Here is an 18,223-nt window from a genome sequence, read left to right as displayed (position 1 = left end):
GAAAGGTGTTTGGGTATTTGTGTGTTAGGGTGTTAGGGTGTTAGGGTGTTAGTGATTGTTATCTAGGAGATCTCTTCAACTCAAACACGCTAACACCCTAACACGTCAACACTTCCCTCTGCGCGCCGGGGCCTCGCTGCTGCATCGGGTGTGGGGGCCGGACTGCGGGAGGCTTTGCAGCAGCTTGATTTTTTGCTTCTTTTTCATCTAAGGAAAAAGAAGATAGAAACATAAGAAGAAGAAAAAAGTAAAATCAAACCTTAAGAAAAATCCTTCGCTTATACATCCACCAAACAAATACATAAATAAAGGCCGTATAAAGTAAGGCATAGCTAAGCGAAGTAAACTCACCTGAAAATCCCGTAGTCATTCCCATATCCATAAAAATTCCTTTCAGCGACTGCGCCTCTTCTCCCGAACCAATCTTCATCCCAAAAAATCGAGCAAATACCCCATGCAATACATAGGCAGCTATCGCATTTGCCCCAAATACTTTAAAAGGAAAGAGAATTTTGCCGTCCCATTTCCGAACATCAATCAGATAGTAAGTTGCGCCCAAGGTCATCGTTGCTAAACCAGAAGTATACAAGACAAAGGAACTGCTCCAAAGATTTTTATTGAAGGGGAAAAACCAGTCCCAGACATTACCGAGACTCATTACGACGAATCCTGCGAGCAGCAAAAAGAAGGCCTTTTCTTCCCTGGTCTTTTTTGACAGCAACAAATGTCCAGCCATCATGCCTGTGATTCCCGTAGCAATTGAGGGTAAGGTACTGAGTAAACCTTCCGGGTCCCAGGTGTATTGATAGAGCCTTAGGGGAATGATGAGACGGTCTATCCAGGCTTCCAGATTAGCTCCGGGTTCGAGATTGGCAGCAATAAAGCTTTCAGATAATTTGCTTAATTCTCCTATTTTCAATTGACCCGCTGCCGATTTCACTTCTCCTGTCTCCAGTGCCAAACGGATGGTTTCATCTATAGGCACAGGAACAAAGGCTAATAAAAACCAGTAACCCAATAATAAGACAGCTCCTAATTTCGCCTGAAACTTCCAATCAGAATTCAAAAAGATTAGTGAACAGGCCATAAACACAAGGGCGATCCTTTGCAAGACTCCAGGCAAGCGTACATTGGAAAAGTCAAAACCTGGAAATAACCAGAGAAATACCCCAAGAGAAAAAATAATAGCAGATCGCTTAAAGATTTTCTGCACCATCTCTCCTTTGGGAGCTCCACTCGACTTTCTACGGGTATAGGCCAAAACGACCGATACTCCTACAATGAACAGGAAGAAAGGAAAGACAAAATCAGTTGGGGTAATTCCATGCCAGTCAGCATGTCGAAGGGGTGGATAAACGTAAGCCCAGGAACCGGGATCATTGACTACGATCATTCCGGCTATGGTAAGGCCACGCAATACGTCCAGAGATATCAGGCGGTTGGAGGGTAGTTCCATCTAGTAGTAGTTTTGCCTAAAGGTAAGGAAATGTAGGGGAATGTGTTAGCGTGTTTGAGTGGTAGGATGTTGGCGTTTCGTGTTTTACTTGATGCAAAAACACTAACACCCTAAAACACTAACACTTTCTTTTAACCGTGGGCCTGAGGCAAGGGGTTAAAACTCACTCGTATAGTGAAACTCTACTTCAGGAAATAAATCCTTGGTTGAATTTAAATCCCAGGCAGAAGATGCGAGGAAGACATCGCGACCGTCCTTATCCTTGGCCATATTTCTTTGCTTGCGCTGCCTGAAGGCTTTGATTTGGGCAGGATCTTCAGAACTAATCCAGCAAGCTTTGTACAAATCAGCCGAGCGATAGATACAGGTAGCATTATATTCGTGTTTGAGGCGATATTGAATTACCTCAAATTGCAGCGCTCCTACGGTTCCAACCAGCTTTCTCCCACTAAATTGATGGGTAAAAAGCTGAGCAACTCCTTCATCCGTCAATTGTGCCAGACCTTTGGCCAATTGTTTGGACTTCATGGGATCTCCATTCTCAACGTATTGGAAGAGTTCGGGTGAAAAGCTGGGAATCCCTTTGATATGAAGCTTTTCGCCCTCTGTCAAGGTATCTCCAATCTTCAAATTCCCGGTATCATATAGTCCCACGATATCTCCCGGATAGGCCTCATCTATCACAGACTTTTTGGAGGCCATGAAGGAGGTCGGGCTGGGAAATTTCAGTTTCTTCTCCAGTCGTGTATGCAAATAAGGTTTTCCTCTTTCAAAAGTACCTGAACAAACCCTCACAAAAGCCACACGATTCCTATGTTTAGGGTCAAGATTAGCATGTATCTTAAACACAAAGCCAGAAAACTTATCTTCAAAGGCATCAATCTTCCTTTCTTCTGTATAGGCATGTTTCGGATGAGGAGCTATCTGAATGAAGCAATCCAAAAGTTCCCTGACTCCAAAGTTATTAATGGCAGATCCGAAGAAGATGGGAGAAAGTTTCCCAGCCAGATAAGCCTCCTGATCAAAGTCTTCATATACACCATTGATCAACTCAACCTCTTCTCTTAGGGTGTCTGCTGCTGTTTCTCCAATGTAAGACTCCAACTCTGGAACGGAAAGATCTTCAAATCCGAGTCCTTCCTCAGCGACTTGTTTACTATGGGCATCAATCAGGATCAGGTTCTGCTCAAAGAGATTATAAACTCCCTGAAAGTTTTTCCCCATACCGACTGGCCAACTCAAAGGTCTTACATTCAATTTGAGCTTCTGCTCGATTTCATCCAGCAATTCATAAGGGTCTTTACCTTCCCTATCCAGCTTATTGATAAAAACAATGACCGGAGTATCTCGCATCCGGCACACTTCCACCAGTTTTTCTGTCTGTGTCTCCACCCCTTTGGCCACATCTATCACCACAATCACACTATCGACAGCGGTCAGGGTCCGAAAGGTATCCTCCGCGAAGTCCTGGTGACCGGGAGTATCCAGAATATTGATCTGCAAACCTTTGTATTCAAATCCCATCACAGAGGTTGCTACAGAGATACCCCTTTGCCGCTCTATTTCCATAAAGTCTGAAGTCGCTCCTCTTTTGATCTTATTGGATTTCACAGCCCCTGCTACCTGGATAGCTCCACCGAAAAGTAAAAGTTTTTCGGTCAAAGTCGTTTTACCGGCATCCGGGTGGGAGATGATGGCAAAGGTCCTTCTACGCTCTATTTCTTGTTTAAAACCCATGTGGGAAAGATTCTATTCGATTGTTGCTGGATAATTTGGAGGGCAAATTTAGGGAATTTTTAGGAAGTGTTATAGTTGAGGAGTGTTGGAGTGTTATAGTGCAAGTAGACAATCTAAACTATAACACTTACGCACTACAATACATCCCCAAAAACAAAAGCCCCGCAGGAAAACCTGCGAGGCTGAATATCTTTATTTATTATCGACTAGTTTGAGCTAGAAGACTCAAATCCATTTTTGTACATTTTGTACAAACCTTCGATTTTAGGAGCGATAACAAACTCAGTTCTTCTGTTAGTTTCTCTTCCTTCTTCGGAATCATTGCTAGCGATAGGCTGTGTATCACCTTTTCCAGAAGCAGTCAGACGGCTGGCAGCTACACCACCTTCTTCAAGCATACGAACAACGTTCAATGCACGAGCAACACTCAAGCTCCAGTTATCTTTGTAACGATTTCTGTGGATTTTGATAGGCTCGTTGTCGGTATGCCCTTCAACGTAGATGTTCAGACCAGGATTGCTGTTGAAAGCAGTGGCCAAAGAAGTAATGAGATCTTTAGATTCTTTTTTGATTCTGTCTCTTCCAGAGTCAAAAAGGATCTTGTTATCCATAGTAAGATAAAGCTTTCCATTTTTCTCTTCGATGCTGAAATCTGCAGAGTTGTAGATCTCAAATACATCTTTGATCGCATTTTGAAGCTCAGCAATTTGCTCATTGTTCTTTTTGATCTCAGAACTTAAAGAAACGATCTCATCAGACTTCATGCTGAGGTTATTTTCTAGCTCAGCCATTTGTCCTCTTACATTCTCAGTTTCTTCACGAGCTGTTGCAAGCTCACTTTCAAGTGCGCTCTTTTCAGCATTTGCACGGGCTAAATCTTCTGTATATACCTTTTTAGATACACAAGAAGACATAAGTCCCATTGCGAGGATGAGGGGGAATACTTTTAGGAGATTAAAAGATACTTTCATGATAGAATTTGCGTTGATAGTCTTATTTTCAAACTTAAGTCAGTTTCTTAGCGTTTTTTATGACTTCAAATTTCAAGTGACATAGATATTCATACTTAGGCAAATAAGCAAGTTTGAGGCCCAAATATACCCATAAATCACCTATAAATTGGAGTTTTTGCAAATAGATTAGTCCTGATTACCGTAATAACGAATTTTCAAAACACTCAAAGAAGGGTATTGTTAAAATCAGGAAACATTGAGTTAAGGAATCCTATTTTACCCATATTCTAGAACAGAATAATTTTCATCATTCGAAAACCATCGAAGCCTATGAACAGAATCAATTACACAATCGCAAGCATAATTCTTATGCTTTCATTCACCCAACTGTTCTCCCAACCCAGAATCACTCTACAATCATTTGCCTCAGGATTTAACGACCCGGTCGATATTGCATCTGCCGGAGATGACAGATTATTCGTTGTCGAGCAAGCCGGCAGGATATATATTGTAAACCCGGATGGAACGACTGAATCCGTTCCCTTTCTGGATATCGACCCAGAGGTACGATCGGGAGGTGAGCTCGGTCTATTGGGCCTGGCGTTTCATCCCAATTATAGCAGCAATGGATATTTCTTTGTCAATTTCACCACTTCCGGGATTGACACAAAAGTAGTTCGATATACGGTTGATGCTCAAAATCCGAATTTGGCCGATAAGGCTTCTGCAGAAACGATTCTCACCCTTGGCCAACCCTTTACCAATCACAATGGAGGAGACCTGAACTTCGGCCCAGATGGCTTTTTATATATTGCTTTTGGAGATGGAGGTAGTGGAAACGATCCCCTAAACAATGGGCAGAAGACCACCACTTTCCACGGAAAAATTCTTCGTCTCGATGTAGACAATGGTTTACCCTATAGCATCCCGGCTGACAATCCTTTTATAAATGACGTCAATGTCCTGGATGAAATATGGTCTCTTGGCTGGCGTAACCCCTGGCGTTTTTCTTTTGACAGACAAACGGGTGATATGTGGATTGCTGATGTAGGCCAGAATCAGTATGAAGAAGTAAGTTTTGAAGCCGCTAATTCTGGAGGATTAAATTATGGATGGAGATGCCGGGAAGGGGATCATGATTTCAATACCAGCAATTGTGGGGCAGTATCTGATTATGTAGCCCCCGTATTTGAATACCTCCACGCTTTCAATTCAGGTTCCTCCATTACAGGCGGCTTTGTTTATCGAGGACAGGATCATCCCGGCCTGCTTGGACATTATATAGGAGGAGATTATAATAGTGGGCAAGTCTTTACCATTTTTCCGGATGGAAATGGAGCCTGGGATACAACTCGTCAGGGCCAGCTGCTCTCCAGAGACAGGCTTAGCACTTTTGGAGAAGATTCAGCTGGAGAGATCTATGTAGCGGATCATAATTCCGGAACTATCTACAAGATCGCGGATGCCAATACAGCTGTTACACCCGGAGTTGATGCTTTGCCCGTAAAACTCTATCCCCATCCCTTCAAAGATGTCCTGCGGGTCGAGTTTGACAATGCAGATGCTAAACCCTATACCTTAAAACTGATCAACAGTCAGGGGCAGGTAGTTCGAGAACTGCGAGATATCAGGAGTGGAGAATTGCAACTGGAAAGAAGAAATCTTGCTTCAGGAATATACTTGCTTGAGATTCGAGGAGAGAAATTATTTAGCGGAAAGGTATTTGTCGAATAAAACTGTAGAGAAGCTCATGAGCTTCTCTAATTTAACACATAAAAAAACGGGAACAGATATCTGCTCCCGTTTTTATTTTTCAATACCTGAGGATTATCCCAGGTAGGTTTTTAATCCTTTACTGCGAGATGTATGACGCAGGCGGCGTATTGCCTTTTCTTTGATCTGACGTACACGCTCACGGGTAAGATCGAATTTCTCTCCAATCTCTTCCAGCGTAAGGGAATGCTCAACTCCAATTCCGAAATACAAACGGATAACTTCAGCTTCTCTTTGGGTAAGGGTACTCAGGGCACGCTCTACCTCTTTGCTGAGTGATTCATTGATTAGTTCGTTGTCTGGATTGGGTTCTGCATCATTTTCCAGTACGTCCAGCAGACGATTCTCTTCTCCTTGTACGAAGGGTGCATCAACAGACACATGGCGTCCGGAAATCTTGAGGGTGTCGGAAATCTCTTCCTCACTCATGTTTTCCAGTACTTCCGAAATTTCTTCAGGAGAAGGTTCACGTTCAAATTCCTGTTCCAGCTTTGAGAATGCCTTACCAATTTTGTTTAGGGCTCCTACCCTGTTCAATGGCAGACGAACAATCCGAGATTGCTCTGCTAATGCTTGAAGAATACTTTGGCGGATCCACCAAACTGCATAGGAAATGAATTTGAATCCCCGGGTTTCATCAAAACGTTTTGCCGCTTTGATTAGTCCAAGGTTGCCTTCATTGATCAGGTCTCCCAGAGACAGTCCCTGGTTCTGATACTGTTTAGCAACAGAAACCACGAAACGTAGGTTGGCTTTGGTCAATTTCTCCAATGCTACCTGGTCTCCTTGTTTAATCCTGCGAGCCAATTCCACCTCTTCATCCGGCGTAAGCAACTCAACTTTACCAATTTCCTGAAGATATTTGTCCAGGGATTGGGATTCCCGGTTGGTAATTTGCTTACTAATCTTGAGTTGTCTCATTTATCTTTGGCTAATATGATTGCTTTAGAGGGCGATTTAACGCAAAAAAGCGCTTATTGTTGGGTTTTTCCTTTCCTGATCCGCAAAATTAAAGGCTTTCCTTTTCATTCGCAAATACAATAAATGATACGAATGTAACATCTTACTTGTTGTGCAAAGATCTGACCCCTCCTGCTATTTGTGTACGGATTGACAAAAAAGCTGCCCAGACTGTATGGATGTACAGGGGAAATTCCTTATGTAAGACGGTCTTTTTAGGTTAAAGTGACAAGAAAACCTTTCATAACACAATAAAACTTCCGTCATATACAGTAACTCCATTATAGGCTATTTTTGTTTAACTTCAAGGAGTCGCATTTCCTATGAAACAGTCAAAGAAAGCATCAGAGCTCATTCTAAATCCCGATGGATCCCTCTATCATTTGCACCTAAAGCCGGGACAAGTGGCTGAGAAAGTCTTTTTTGTCGGAGATCCGATGCGAGTAGAAAAAGTAAGCAAATATTTTGACCAAATCAGCTTTCAGGTAAAAAATCGAGAATTTTTCACCATCACAGGTAGAATAGGAAAAACAGATCTCAGTGTCATATCAACAGGTATAGGCACAGATAATATTGATATTGTTTGGAATGAGCTGGATGCCATTTTCAATTTCGACCTCCACAGCAGGACCATAAATGACCAACTACATTCGATCAAGGTTTTGCGATTGGGAACCTGTGGTGGTTTGCAGGAAGATATAGCTGTAGGAAGTCTGGTAAATTCGCGCTACGCCATTGGTGCAGATAGTCTGATGCATTTTTATGATACCCAGGAATTTACCAATCTTACTTTTCAAAAGGCTTTATTGGATTTCCAGGTAGATTATCTCCCCTCAAGTCCTGCCTTTTATGCAAGTGAGGCCTCTCAAAGTTTTTCTGAGCTGATTGGAAAGGGAGAATCTCCTATTAAAGAAGGGATTACCCTGACTGCTGCAGGTTTTTATGGCCCTCAGGGAAGAAATCTGGGGCGAGTTCCCCTTCGATCTGCGGATCTTATTGATCAATTAAAGAAATTTCACTTTGCAGGTTTACCTGTTTTGAATCTGGAAATGGAAACTTCGGGGATTTTGGGATTGGGAAAAGGATTGGGACATCAGGCGGCTTCCCTTTCAGCCATACTCGCCAACAGAAGTACCGGAAAGTTTTCAGATGATCCAGCAGGGGTAGTCGAAAAACTGATAAAAACGGGAATTGAACTTATGCTAAGATGGGATTAGTAATCTGAACTGATAGGCTTGCCGGGAGGTAAACACTTTTTCAAAGCCTCCTGCAGTTCCTTGGGCCTTTGGGTTCCGATCAGCAAGGCCCGCCCTCTGGAATAGGTCAATTTCAAATAGGTATTTCCTCCAACACTATATACGATTGAACTCCCACTGAAACGAAGTCCCCAACCTCCCAATTTCCAGGGACTGATTCTTTTCAATTCTATACTCTTAACATCCTTCCAGTCTATAAATCGAGGCTTCATGTGAAAAGGACGGTACTGAATCCGTATCCCCGTTCCATTTACATCTGTATCCAGGCGCAAATAGAGAAACATACCAATGAGCGCCATGGGTACCAAACTCAGCGACATAAGCAGGGTATCAGAAGCAGGTTGATTACCAAAAGGGATGTTGAGAAATATTTGCTGGACAATGCCCCAGAGAAATAATCCGGCTACCGAAAGCAGCAGCACCCAAACCCAGATTTGTCTATAATTTTGTCTTTCGGAAAATTGGATTTCGTACATTATGAGAGTTTGCTGAATATACGTAATAAATCAAATCTCAGATGGTTTTCTTCAAAAAAAGCCGGCTAATTATTCTGTTTTCTCTCTTTCTGTCGGCTGGCAGTCAGGCGCAGGACCGAATCCAGTTTTTGCGGCAAGAGATGATCCATCGCATTTCTCAACTTCAGGGAAAAACGCTCACAGATTTTCCTCCTCTCATCCTCGACAAAAAACTCATCGCCAATGCGAAATTTGAAAAAGACAGCATCTTTTTCGGAAATGTCCAAAGCGTTTTTCAGACCTTCGATGATAGCCTCTCTATCCTTTACCACGAATACATACACTTCCAGCTCCAAAAAAAAGGGAAATACAAATTGGGTCGTGATAAACAGGGAATTATCCTTCAATGGGATACAGGCCATACTTACACTTATCAGCCTCACCCGAAAGAAGTCGCTTTAAACCTCTCGCACTTTAAAGCAGATATTCTACCGACCTATGAAGGCTTCAAGCAGATGAGTGATGAAAAGAAAGAAAAGCTGGCCCTTGCAATGGAGAAGGACTTTTCTCAGAAAACTACAGAAGCTTTTATTTATGCACCTTCAAACCTGGCGAAAGAAGAATTGGAAGCCTATAAAGCTCAATTAAAAGGAGAGAAATCAGGCCTCTATGTTTTGAGTGATGCTTGCAGGGACAATTTGGAAGTACGAATTGCTCAGTTGAAAGCTACTTACAAACGGAGGAGAGCTTATGAGAAAAAACAGGGATTGGGAAAAAGTGGAGAGAGAAAGCTTGAAATTGGAAAGAGGAATAAGTAATTTATAGATGCATCTCCTTTTTTACCTCCAAGTCAATCTCATGCTTGTTAATACGCCTGCGAAGTATGTATTAAGTCTATTGCTGACTTGCCTCAGTCTCCTGACAGCCTTTTCTCAGGAAACTCTGGTAAAGAGTGTTTACTTCGGAGGAGGGAGTTATTATATAGATGGGGTACAGGTGAAAGAAATTCAGGAGTTTATCCAATCCATTCCTAATATCGAGCAATACCAAATTTCCATCTCCAGCTATACAGATAATGTGGGAGGAGTCGAATATAATGAATGGCTCTCCCAACAAAGAAGCCGATCTGTGCGGGGACAACTGCTTCGGCTGGATATTGAAAATGAAAAGATCCTTCAGGAGGATAACGGGCAGTTCAACAACCTCTACGATAATAAGACTGCAAGAGGAAGAATGGCCAATCGAAGGGTGGATATTATCCTGACACCTCTCTACCTATAGCAAGTCCCTGATATTTAAAGAGAATAAAAATCTAAACAAATCCCCACTCGTGATACTTTTATGCCTTGTAGATCGCATATTAGTATAGTATTTTTGTAACAGGATAAGTTGGGAGAGAATATTTGCTTTAACGCAAAACTTCAATCGTAATAATCGCGAAAGAAGTGAAGCAATCTCCTTTATACCCGATAACATTCATGGCCAAAGGGACTGCTTCGGTCCCCTCGCAATGACAGCTATATCAGGTGTTTCAACAAAATCTGTTTTACTTACAGACCTAGTAGAATTTATTTTTATGAACAATAAGAGTAATATCTGGTATCTGGAAGACCTCAATTTAAAGGAGTGTTTTTGCCCGATTACAGATGGCGAAGGAAAATATAATAAGCAGGCGAAGAAGGAATTTAAAAAAGGGGACTTCATATATTTCAGCGACGATACTGCCGACAAGGTTTATTTCATACATAGTGGTGCCATAAAAATCGCAGGCTATACCGAAGAAGGGAATGAAATGATCAAAGCCGTTTTGCACGAAGGAGAAATCTTTGGTGAGTTGGCGGTATATGGAGCGGCAAAAAGGAATGATTATGCCCAGGCTGCAGAGGATTGCGAATTGTGTATCCTTACAGCAGATCAGGTCGTGGACATGATGAGAAATACGGATGGTTTCCGTTCTTTCCTCCACCGACTGATGGGCCAACGTGTGATTTATAGCCAGAAAAGATTGGAATCCCTTTTATTTAAAGACGCAAAAGCTCGAATTGCTGAGTATGTATTGGAGCAAGCGGATAAAAGTGGACGTACGACTATGGATGGAGCCGTAGTTTTAAAAAATTACCTGACCCATCAGGAAATCGCCAGCTTCACGGGTACTTCCCGTCAAACGGTTACCACTGTTCTCAATCAGTTCAGGGAATCCAAACTGCTGGATTTTGACCGAAAAAGGATTACGGTACGTGATCTCAATGGTCTCCGTTCTGAACTTACCCCCAATGCCTGAGTAGATGATCCTTCAACTCATCCTCATTATCCTGGTAGTAAATACCCTTTTTGCCCAGCTGCTTTCCTGGCTCAATCTCAGGAACCATACAGCTGACCTTCCCAAAGAACTGTCCGACAGTTATGATCCGGAAGCCTATGCAAAAAGCTATGACTATCATAAGGAAAACTACCGCTTTTCTCTGATCCAAACGCTTATCAGCTTCCCCATCATGCTGGCCCTCCTCTATTTTGGAGTCTTTGGATGGTTGGACGAACAATTGCGGACGCTAACAGAACATCCCGTTTTACTGGCGCTTCTTTTTTTTGGAGTACTAGGCATCATCTCGGACATCAGTACTCTTCCTTTTCAGTGGTATAAGACCTTTGTAATCGAAGAGAAATTTGGCTTTAATAAAACGACGGTTAAGACCTTCTGGATAGACAAACTGAAATCCTATCTGCTAGGAATCATCTTAGGTTCGCTGGTGCTCGGAGCCCTGATTTTTCTCATCCAATGGCTGGGGCAATCTTTCTGGATATGGTTCTGGATCTTCATCAGTTCCTTTACCCTCCTGATGAATATTTTCTACACCAGCCTGATCATGCCGCTTTTCAATAAGTTGACCCCTTTAGAAGAAGGTCCCTTACGAACAGCGATTGAAGGCTATAGTGAAAAGGTAAAATTTCCCCTGGATAATGTATTTGTCATTGATGGATCGAAAAGATCCAGTCGAGCCAATGCATTTTTCTCCGGTTTAGGTAAACAAAAGAAAGTTGTGCTCTATGATACCCTCATTGAGCAACATGAGGAAGAAGAATTGCTGGCAGTACTCGCACATGAGGTGGGGCATTTTAAAAAGAAACACATCATTCAAAGTTTGGTTTTGAGCATTGCTCAAAGTGGCTTGATGCTTTTCATCCTCTCCTTTTTTGTCTTTAGCGAATCTTTTACCGCAGCAATGGGAGGAAGTGCCAGTGTAATCCATCTCAATCTGATGGCTTTCGCCCTGCTTTATAGCCCCATATCTTTGGTCATCGGTCTATTCATGAACCTCTTCTCCCGAAAGAATGAATATGAGGCTGATCGCTATGCAGCAGAAACTTTTAAAGCCCAGCCTTTGCAAGATGCACTTGTCAAACTCCATCAGGAAAACCTAAGCAATCTGACCCCGCATCCCCTCTACGTATTTTTCAATTACTCACACCCCACCCTCTTACAAAGACTAAAAGCTTTGGGGGCATAAATCATCGCATGAGACATTCAAGGCTCCGCCATTTTACTTCGATTCTTTATATGCTGAGCTTAGGCTTAGGATTGAGTTTCTTTTCTTGTGAAGAAAGTTCGGAGGAGAAAATCGAAGCATCTGAAGATTTCAAAGCTTATATCGCTAGCCTTCCCCAGGAACTATCCACGCTGCGCCCGGATTTTTTGGATGAATTTGGGAAAAACGGACATACCCTCAATGCTATAGATCAGGAAGGTCAAAAATCGAGGATAAATCTTCTTAAAAATCAGCTCGAGAACCTGAAGGCGGCTCCGGCTCTGCAAGATTCTATACAAAAAATAGTACGGAAAGCAGATATCTGGGCCATTCAACAAGCCATAGCTGGAGAAAAATTCTATTTATACGAGGATCCCCTCAGCCCAATTAATGGCTTTCATGCAAAACTGATGCTAAGCTTTCATAATCAGCTTTGTTCAACTAAAGAAGAAACCGAAGATTATAATGCTCGCCTGAGAATGGTTCCTGCTTATCTTCGAGATGCCGTTTCACTCCTTCAAGCCCGTCAGGCAGCAGGCATTTACAGTTCTGCCAAAGTCATAGAAATAAGCAAAAAAGAAATAGAAAGTTTGCTGGCCAGTGATATCGAGCTAAATCCCATTTATCGGGGATTAGCCATCAAACTCAATGGGGTAAATCCCACAGAAATGAACCTCTATGAAGCGGGAGATTATCTGGAAGTAACAGAAAGGAACCTTAGAGATTACCTTATTCCCTCCTATGAAAAGATTCTGCCTTTGCTGGATGAATTGACCCCCTCCCCAGAAAATACGGGATCAGAGGATTTTTTCAGATGGAAACTTAATAGCTATTGTGGGGCGGAAGTTGATCCGGAAAGCTTATTTAGTGAGGGACAGCTTAAACTGGATAGCCTCCAGCTACTCCTGAATGAAGTAAATAAAGAAATCGAGGACGCGGGACTAAAAAGAAAAACAATTGAAAAACGGAAGCGAAATCGGGTTGAGCAGGTTCAGGTATTTGCCTCAAGTATGCGTAAGGCCCGCGAGCAGATGATCGGACTCTTCGACAGTTTGCCTCAGCGTTCTCCCGAGATCATGTTGAAACCCAGTCATCTATCTGAAAATTTTGTCCTCAAATATGAAGCGGCTTCTCTCGATCAGCTGCGGAAGGCACGTGTCGTAGTAGACGAAGGAAAATGGCAGGAACTCAGCCTATTTGAACAAAATATCCTTTTATATAAAAACCTTTATCCGGGTACTCATACCCTAAAACAGTTGTCCGATAGAGAGTTATCTTACATCAGACTTTCGGATTATCCGGCATGGGAGAAAGGTTGGCAGACATATGTGCTTCGTCTTGCCAATGAGCCTTTGTATCTTTTCTCTGAAAATCCTTATTCACGAAAAGACTACCTGGAATTACAGATAAAAAACCAGGCAGCCATGCTCGCCGAAATAGGGATACACCTTAAATCCTGGAGTTCGCAAGAAGCCGAAGCCTTTCTCAGAAAAAACAGTTTTTCCTCTTCTTCCGAAGTAGAAGAGCTAATGCTTCAGATCTTTGCTGATCCGGGATCTTATACTGCGGCAATCTATGGCGCCAATCAATTTTCAAAATTGCTTGAGGAAGCACAAGTAAGATTCCCTAACAAGTTGACCTTTAAATCGTTCCATAGCATCTGCTTTGCACATGGGCCATTGCCCTGGAATTTGCTTAAACGCCTGGTGAATGTATATGGAACAGCAAATATGGAACGTTAATTGCATAGTAAGGATTCCAGCTTAACTGTCCGTTTCTTATCCAGAGGAGATGCTTATGAATGTGAAAATTACTGCATCAAGCCTTTTTCTGTGTCTTATCTTCTTTACAACCTATGCGCAAAAAGGAGAGACTTGTTCAAGAGATTATTCTTTACTGAGCTATACGATAGATACTGAATTAGGAACTTTACAAGTAGATCAGGAGATCTACCTTAGCAACGCATATTTGGAGGCACTCGCTTCCGGAAAATATGATCAAAGTCCAGCCGAGACCAAGTATTTTGAATATCTGAGGCCCGCTTCAAAAAAAGAAATGAAGCAAGGGATCGAAGATGGGGAAAAGTACGAACTGGTTTTTGGGGATGGAAACGTATACGGACTAAATTTTCTTCCTTCACATTTTCATTTTTTCACTCCTCGACCCGGCTTTGAAGGACCTCTCGCAGGCACCTGGGAAGACCCTTATCTTATCCTTCCTCTGGGATTGGATCCGGTCAATAGCAAAAGCCTTAGTGGAGTAAAACTGAAAGTACTGGAAAATAATAGCGACTATGTCTTACTGGAAGGCAATAGTTCTACCTACATTTTTTATCCCGGTTATCCGGATGTTTCTCATGTATTTGTGAGAGCCGAATCAATAGACCAAATCGATAGCCGTACCGAAATGTCCGAGACTTTTATCGGACAAAGATTTTTCCTGGAAAATCATGCGAGCCTTAGATATCGCCACCGTGCAGATGGTCCGGACAAACATCTCGACCCTGAAAATCCGGGCATGGAAGTTCGGGTGAGCGATGTATTGAGCTATGCGGAAGAAGTACTGCTCTATTGCGGAGACAATAAAATTTATATAGTGCTGGATGACTATTCCAGCTTTAAGATGTTCGACCTCGATTGCCTCGAAGCGGAAAATGAAGTCAGATGGTCAAGCTATGAAGATGAGTTTAGCACCTCAAATGATGAACTCAATCAACTCATCAGCTCAAGTTCCGGAGAGGAAATCATCGATATTTTTGAAAACGACTGGGTAATTGATCTATTGAAAGGCCGTTTCAGGCTTCATCAGGGCATCAGCGCGGAAAAAGCAGAATATGAATGCCTTTACCTCAAAGATGAAGAAGCCTTCCTTAAGAGTTTTCTTTCGGCCCATGTAAATATAGATGGAGAAGCTTATCTCCAGTCTCATTATTCTTCTGAAAGAGGTCTTTACCATACCCGTATCCATCTCTATGTAAATGGAGAAGAAGTCATCTCAGACAGGATTCGAGCCCTCGATCCCAGAAGTGTTCGATATCGCAAAGGAAATCGCGTTATCGAGGAAATTCATTTCCAGGGAGGAGCGGATAATGGGATGATGGAAGTGATTGCCAGAAATTCCGAGCAGGAAATCACGGTTCGTTTTTCTGCAGGAGGTTCTTATTATGAAGACCTCATCCTTTTACCCAAGTACAAGGATGCCATCAGAGACTCCTGGCTACTTTCTCAATTGATCATCAATGAGGAAGATTTAAATGCCCGGATCAGAGGCGATAAATAACATCTTTAGAAATTGTGTTGCTTTCTTTGAGCCTTCTCCCATAGAACGCTCTGACGCCCCTGTAGATACCTCCGAAATCCTGCGAAGACGGCATAGTTCATCATACAAAAGTAGAAAGGGACAAAGAGGAGTTTCAGGCGAATCTTTTTCCTTTCCAGGAAGTATCCCAGGATAGCCGCCAGATAAAATGATAGTTGGCCCAGGAAGACCAGCTGATAAAAGCCAGATCCCTTCAACAGAAAAATATTGCTGATAAAAAGGAAAACCAGGGCCAAAGGTGCGAGGGTCCAGCGCAGGACCCGATGCGAGATATACTGAAAGCTGAGCAATTTGTATTTGAAAGGATTGAGCAAATCCCTTAGACGAACTACGGCTTGTATACCTCCGGCTGCAATGCGAATTTTTCTTTTTAACTCATCCTGTATAGATGCCGAACTATATTCTTCCGCATAGGCATCTGCTTCATAAGCTACCTTATATCCTTTTCGGGCAATCAGCATGCTTTGAACAAAATCCTCGATAAGGGTATCGCTGGGCAATTCTTCATAAAGTTCCGTGCGAAACGCAAATAATTCGCCCGCTGCCCCTACTACCGAATGCAATTCAGAATCCCAGGATTTAAGTTTGGATTCATATTTCCAGTAAAGTCCTTCCCCGGAGGTAGCATCTGCCACTCGTCCTACCCGAATTTTTTTCTCCCCCGCAACTGCCCCGATCTTAGGGTCTGCAAAATGATCGGCCAGTTGGAGCATGGCCCCGGGATTCAGGAGGCTGTTTGCATCACTCAAAACTGTGACTGAAGAATCGATCAAAGGGATGACCCGATCCACAGCTGCCATCTTACCTCTACGCTCCTCTTCGTGAAACACCTGGATACCTGGATAAAGAGAAAGGATTTCCTGGCTATTATCGGTGGTACCATCTGTAACAAAACAGATCTTTAGTTTCTCCTTGGGGTATTGCAATTTGAAACAATTGGCAATCTTTTCTTCCAGAAAATCCGCTTCATTATAGGCAGCGATCAGAAGGGTGAGTTCAGGAAGATCACGAGGATTGTCATAGCCTCCGATTTCATAGCTTTTCTTCCGGAAAAATTTAAGCCATATATATAGCAGAATCCCATACCCAAAATAGGTATAGAAAAGAATGGCAAAGGAAATCCAGAAGACTAATAACATGTACCCAATGATTAGGATCCCTCTAAAGAATAGATCCTTTTTTGACTCTATCTGCAATATTCAGAAAAATTCAGGAAATCCTTCAGAATAATTGTCCGAATTGGGACAATTCAGGTTCCTATTTTATCCGATCAGTCATCCTCTAATCCTGCTGGAAAGAGATTAGTCTGATTAATCGAACTAAGATGATAATTTTAAAGAATCACTTTGCCGGTAAACTGATTCCATGAATTCTGCCCAGCTTACTATCAAAAGATTTCTTTACTCCCTAAAACAATGGCCCCAAAAGATACTGGTTCTTTTATCTATACCAGTATTCCTTTCGGTACTGGTACACGCATTTCTGCTTAGTAAGCCCTCCTCTTACATTTCTTCCGCCAAATTGGAGCTTTTATTCAAAGAGCCTATCCAACAACCCGTAAGCAATGACAGCTCTGCCGAATCCTTTTATGAGGAAATGGTCGAACTTTCCCAGCAAATTACTTTTCAGGTAAAATCTCCACGGGTATTGCATTTACTGGGATGCAGACTTACCGCTTATGACCTTAGGCAAGAAGAGAAGCGCGCAAGATTCAGTCAGGAAATTGGAATCAAACAGCCGGAGCTCCTCAACTATATGCTTGAGAGTATGGAAGCTATAGAGTTTCTCGCAAACAAGAAATCTGAAGAAGTTCAACTCGATAGCCTGATTGAGCTTAGCCTCAATATATTTCATAATGATTTTGAATCTCTGTCTTCAAAAATTCACCTTCAATGGGTACCTCAAAGCAATTTTTTGTATTTGAAAGCTTTTGATGAGGATCAAAAGCGAGCCAATTTCATGGTAAATACATTGGCCTACCTCATCATCCAGTACCAGGAAGTAATAGGAAGAAGAAATGTAAGTGCAGGAATAAATGCGCAAAAGCTGCTCATTACCCAAAGGCGAGATAGCTGGGAAGCAAGTAAAGAACGCCTGGAGTTGGAAAAGCAGGAGTTAAATTCCGGAGGAGGTCCTTCTATTATGCGAGAAATCAGCAGAAAGATCTTTGCCCTCAAACGGAATCTGGTAGAAGTGGAAGGAAAAATAAATGAGCTTCGGGAAAAAATTCGAAATAAAAGGGAGGAAGAAAGCAATGCCCCGACCATTATTTCTGTAAGAAATGAAGAGATAGATCAGGAAAGTCTCTTACTGGATCTAAGTAAGAATTTAAACGATCTAAGATTAATAAATGCAGAATTAAAGGCTCTTCAGGACAGACTCAAGAAATATGAGGAGAAGCATTTGAAGATATTTTGGGAGAAAGAAAAGAATGACCGCAAGGCATTGCTGGAAGCTCAGCAACATTTGCAGGAAGTTTTGGGCAGCAGCTCTGTAAACCTCTCAGAAATAAAATTGGTCGAATCAGCCAAAACCTATTTACCCAATAACGGCGCTATCTGGGTCCTTACGGCTTTTTCATTTTTTGCTATACTCGCACTTTGGCTAATTTTATTGTTGAAGATCCAGTATTTCAGGTAAATATTTCCTGAAAGGCAACAAAAGCTTTATTATTATTACCTTTTGGTACGATTTAAGCAGTATTTTCCTCTGCTGAGTATTGGGGAAAAAGTAATATGTCGAGAATATATTATTTTGGCTGCAGGCTAAATATGCTGATTTTTGCTTTCAA

Annotated in this window: 15 protein-coding genes; 9 read left to right on the top strand and 6 right to left on the bottom strand. The window is 42.2% G+C overall.

The genetic code is table 11. The features are described 5' to 3' along the window. Positions 1–253 precede the first annotated feature (253 nt). The 3 genes from R8P61_32025 to R8P61_32015 all read right to left on the bottom strand — a co-directional run bounded on the left by R8P61_32025 (position 254) and on the right by R8P61_32015 (position 4,164). Complete coding sequence (locus tag R8P61_32025; protein MDW3651754.1) at positions 254–1,456, bottom strand: heparan-alpha-glucosaminide N-acetyltransferase domain-containing protein; 1,203 nt, start codon at positions 1,454–1,456, stop codon at positions 254–256. 156 nt (positions 1,457–1,612) lie between these two features. Next, positions 1,613–3,193, bottom strand: coding sequence for a peptide chain release factor 3 (locus R8P61_32020; GenBank protein ID MDW3651753.1), 1,581 nt, complete (start codon positions 3,191–3,193; stop codon positions 1,613–1,615). A gap of 206 nt (positions 3,194–3,399) precedes the next feature. After that, positions 3,400–4,164, bottom strand: coding sequence for an OmpA family protein (locus tag R8P61_32015; protein ID MDW3651752.1), 765 nt, complete (start codon positions 4,162–4,164; stop codon positions 3,400–3,402). Positions 4,165–4,476: 312 nt separating this feature from the next. On the opposite strand from R8P61_32015, the gene R8P61_32010 reads away from it, so the two are divergent. Continuing rightward, a complete protein-coding gene (locus R8P61_32010; protein ID MDW3651751.1) occupies positions 4,477–5,880 on the top strand; it encodes a PQQ-dependent sugar dehydrogenase in 1,404 nt (467 codons plus the stop codon). Between the two features lie 93 nt (positions 5,881–5,973). On the opposite strand, the gene R8P61_32005 is transcribed toward R8P61_32010, so the two are convergent. Further along, entirely contained in the window at positions 5,974–6,840 is an 867-nt protein-coding gene (locus tag R8P61_32005) for a sigma-70 family RNA polymerase sigma factor (protein ID MDW3651750.1), read from the bottom strand. Positions 6,841–7,202: 362 nt separating this feature from the next. Between R8P61_32005 and R8P61_32000 the strand changes: the two genes are divergently transcribed. Beyond that, the gene (locus R8P61_32000; GenBank protein MDW3651749.1) at positions 7,203–8,096 is read left to right on the top strand and encodes a nucleoside phosphorylase; all 894 of its coding nucleotides are present in this window, start codon (positions 7,203–7,205) and stop codon (positions 8,094–8,096) included. Here R8P61_32000 and R8P61_31995 read toward each other — a convergent pair. After that, complete coding sequence (locus R8P61_31995; protein MDW3651748.1) at positions 8,093–8,611, bottom strand: hypothetical protein; 519 nt, start codon at positions 8,609–8,611, stop codon at positions 8,093–8,095. The two genes, R8P61_32000 and R8P61_31995, sit on opposite strands and share 4 nt — an antisense overlap. Positions 8,612–8,652: 41 nt before the next feature. On the opposite strand from R8P61_31995, the gene R8P61_31990 reads away from it, so the two are divergent. The 6 genes from R8P61_31990 to R8P61_31965 all read left to right on the top strand — a co-directional run bounded on the left by R8P61_31990 (position 8,653) and on the right by R8P61_31965 (position 15,393). After that, positions 8,653–9,408: a hypothetical protein gene (locus R8P61_31990; protein MDW3651747.1), complete on the top strand. Its 756-nt coding sequence runs from the start codon at positions 8,653–8,655 to the stop codon at positions 9,406–9,408. A 40-nt stretch (positions 9,409–9,448) separates the two neighbouring features. After that, positions 9,449–9,871: an OmpA family protein gene (locus R8P61_31985; protein MDW3651746.1), complete on the top strand. Its 423-nt coding sequence runs from the start codon at positions 9,449–9,451 to the stop codon at positions 9,869–9,871. A gap of 295 nt (positions 9,872–10,166) precedes the next feature. Beyond that, positions 10,167–10,871: a Crp/Fnr family transcriptional regulator gene (locus R8P61_31980; protein MDW3651745.1), complete on the top strand. Its 705-nt coding sequence runs from the start codon at positions 10,167–10,169 to the stop codon at positions 10,869–10,871. Between the two features lie 4 nt (positions 10,872–10,875). Beyond that, on the top strand, positions 10,876–12,096 hold the full coding sequence (locus R8P61_31975; GenBank protein MDW3651744.1) for a M48 family metallopeptidase: 1,221 nt from the start codon (positions 10,876–10,878) through the stop codon (positions 12,094–12,096). A gap of 8 nt (positions 12,097–12,104) precedes the next feature. Beyond that, positions 12,105–13,856 carry a DUF885 family protein gene (locus R8P61_31970; protein ID MDW3651743.1) on the top strand — a complete coding sequence of 584 codons (1,752 nt, stop codon included), beginning with the start codon at positions 12,105–12,107 and terminating at the stop codon, positions 13,854–13,856. 61 nt (positions 13,857–13,917) lie between these two features. Further along, positions 13,918–15,393, top strand: coding sequence for a hypothetical protein (locus tag R8P61_31965; GenBank protein MDW3651742.1), 1,476 nt, complete (start codon positions 13,918–13,920; stop codon positions 15,391–15,393). A gap of 5 nt (positions 15,394–15,398) precedes the next feature. Here R8P61_31965 and R8P61_31960 read toward each other — a convergent pair whose 3' ends face one another. Beyond that, positions 15,399–16,571 (bottom strand): glycosyltransferase family 2 protein, encoded by a 1,173-nt coding sequence (locus R8P61_31960; GenBank protein MDW3651741.1) that lies wholly within the window; start codon positions 16,569–16,571, stop codon positions 15,399–15,401. Between the two features lie 226 nt (positions 16,572–16,797). Here R8P61_31960 and R8P61_31955 point away from each other — a divergent pair, with 226 nt between their 5' ends. Then, entirely contained in the window at positions 16,798–18,072 is a 1,275-nt protein-coding gene (locus tag R8P61_31955) for a hypothetical protein (protein MDW3651740.1), read from the top strand. Positions 18,073–18,223 lie beyond the last annotated feature (151 nt).

It is taken from the genome of Bacteroidia bacterium, from assembly GCA_033391075.1.
GTDB lineage: Bacteria > Bacteroidota > Bacteroidia > J057 > J057 > JAWPMV01.
Note: the sequence above shows the minus strand (reverse complement) of the source record. Positions and strands in the feature narration are given on the sequence as shown.

Coding starts and splice junctions, on each gene's coding strand:
- R8P61_32025 (MDW3651754.1), bottom strand. CDS start 1,456: ATGGAACTACCCTCCAACCGCCTGATATCTCTGGACGTATTGCGTGGC.
- R8P61_32020 (MDW3651753.1), bottom strand. CDS start 3,193: ATGGGTTTTAAACAAGAAATAGAGCGTAGAAGGACCTTTGCCATCATC.
- R8P61_32015 (MDW3651752.1), bottom strand. CDS start 4,164: ATGAAAGTATCTTTTAATCTCCTAAAAGTATTCCCCCTCATCCTCGCA.
- R8P61_32010 (MDW3651751.1), top strand. CDS start 4,477: ATGAACAGAATCAATTACACAATCGCAAGCATAATTCTTATGCTTTCA.
- R8P61_32005 (MDW3651750.1), bottom strand. CDS start 6,840: ATGAGACAACTCAAGATTAGTAAGCAAATTACCAACCGGGAATCCCAA.
- R8P61_32000 (MDW3651749.1), top strand. CDS start 7,203: ATGAAACAGTCAAAGAAAGCATCAGAGCTCATTCTAAATCCCGATGGA.
- R8P61_31995 (MDW3651748.1), bottom strand. CDS start 8,611: ATGTACGAAATCCAATTTTCCGAAAGACAAAATTATAGACAAATCTGG.
- R8P61_31990 (MDW3651747.1), top strand. CDS start 8,653: ATGGTTTTCTTCAAAAAAAGCCGGCTAATTATTCTGTTTTCTCTCTTT.
- R8P61_31985 (MDW3651746.1), top strand. CDS start 9,449: ATGCTTGTTAATACGCCTGCGAAGTATGTATTAAGTCTATTGCTGACT.
- R8P61_31980 (MDW3651745.1), top strand. CDS start 10,167: ATGAACAATAAGAGTAATATCTGGTATCTGGAAGACCTCAATTTAAAG.
- R8P61_31975 (MDW3651744.1), top strand. CDS start 10,876: ATGATCCTTCAACTCATCCTCATTATCCTGGTAGTAAATACCCTTTTT.
- R8P61_31970 (MDW3651743.1), top strand. CDS start 12,105: ATGAGACATTCAAGGCTCCGCCATTTTACTTCGATTCTTTATATGCTG.
- R8P61_31960 (MDW3651741.1), bottom strand. CDS start 16,571: ATGTTATTAGTCTTCTGGATTTCCTTTGCCATTCTTTTCTATACCTAT.
- R8P61_31955 (MDW3651740.1), top strand. CDS start 16,798: ATGAATTCTGCCCAGCTTACTATCAAAAGATTTCTTTACTCCCTAAAA.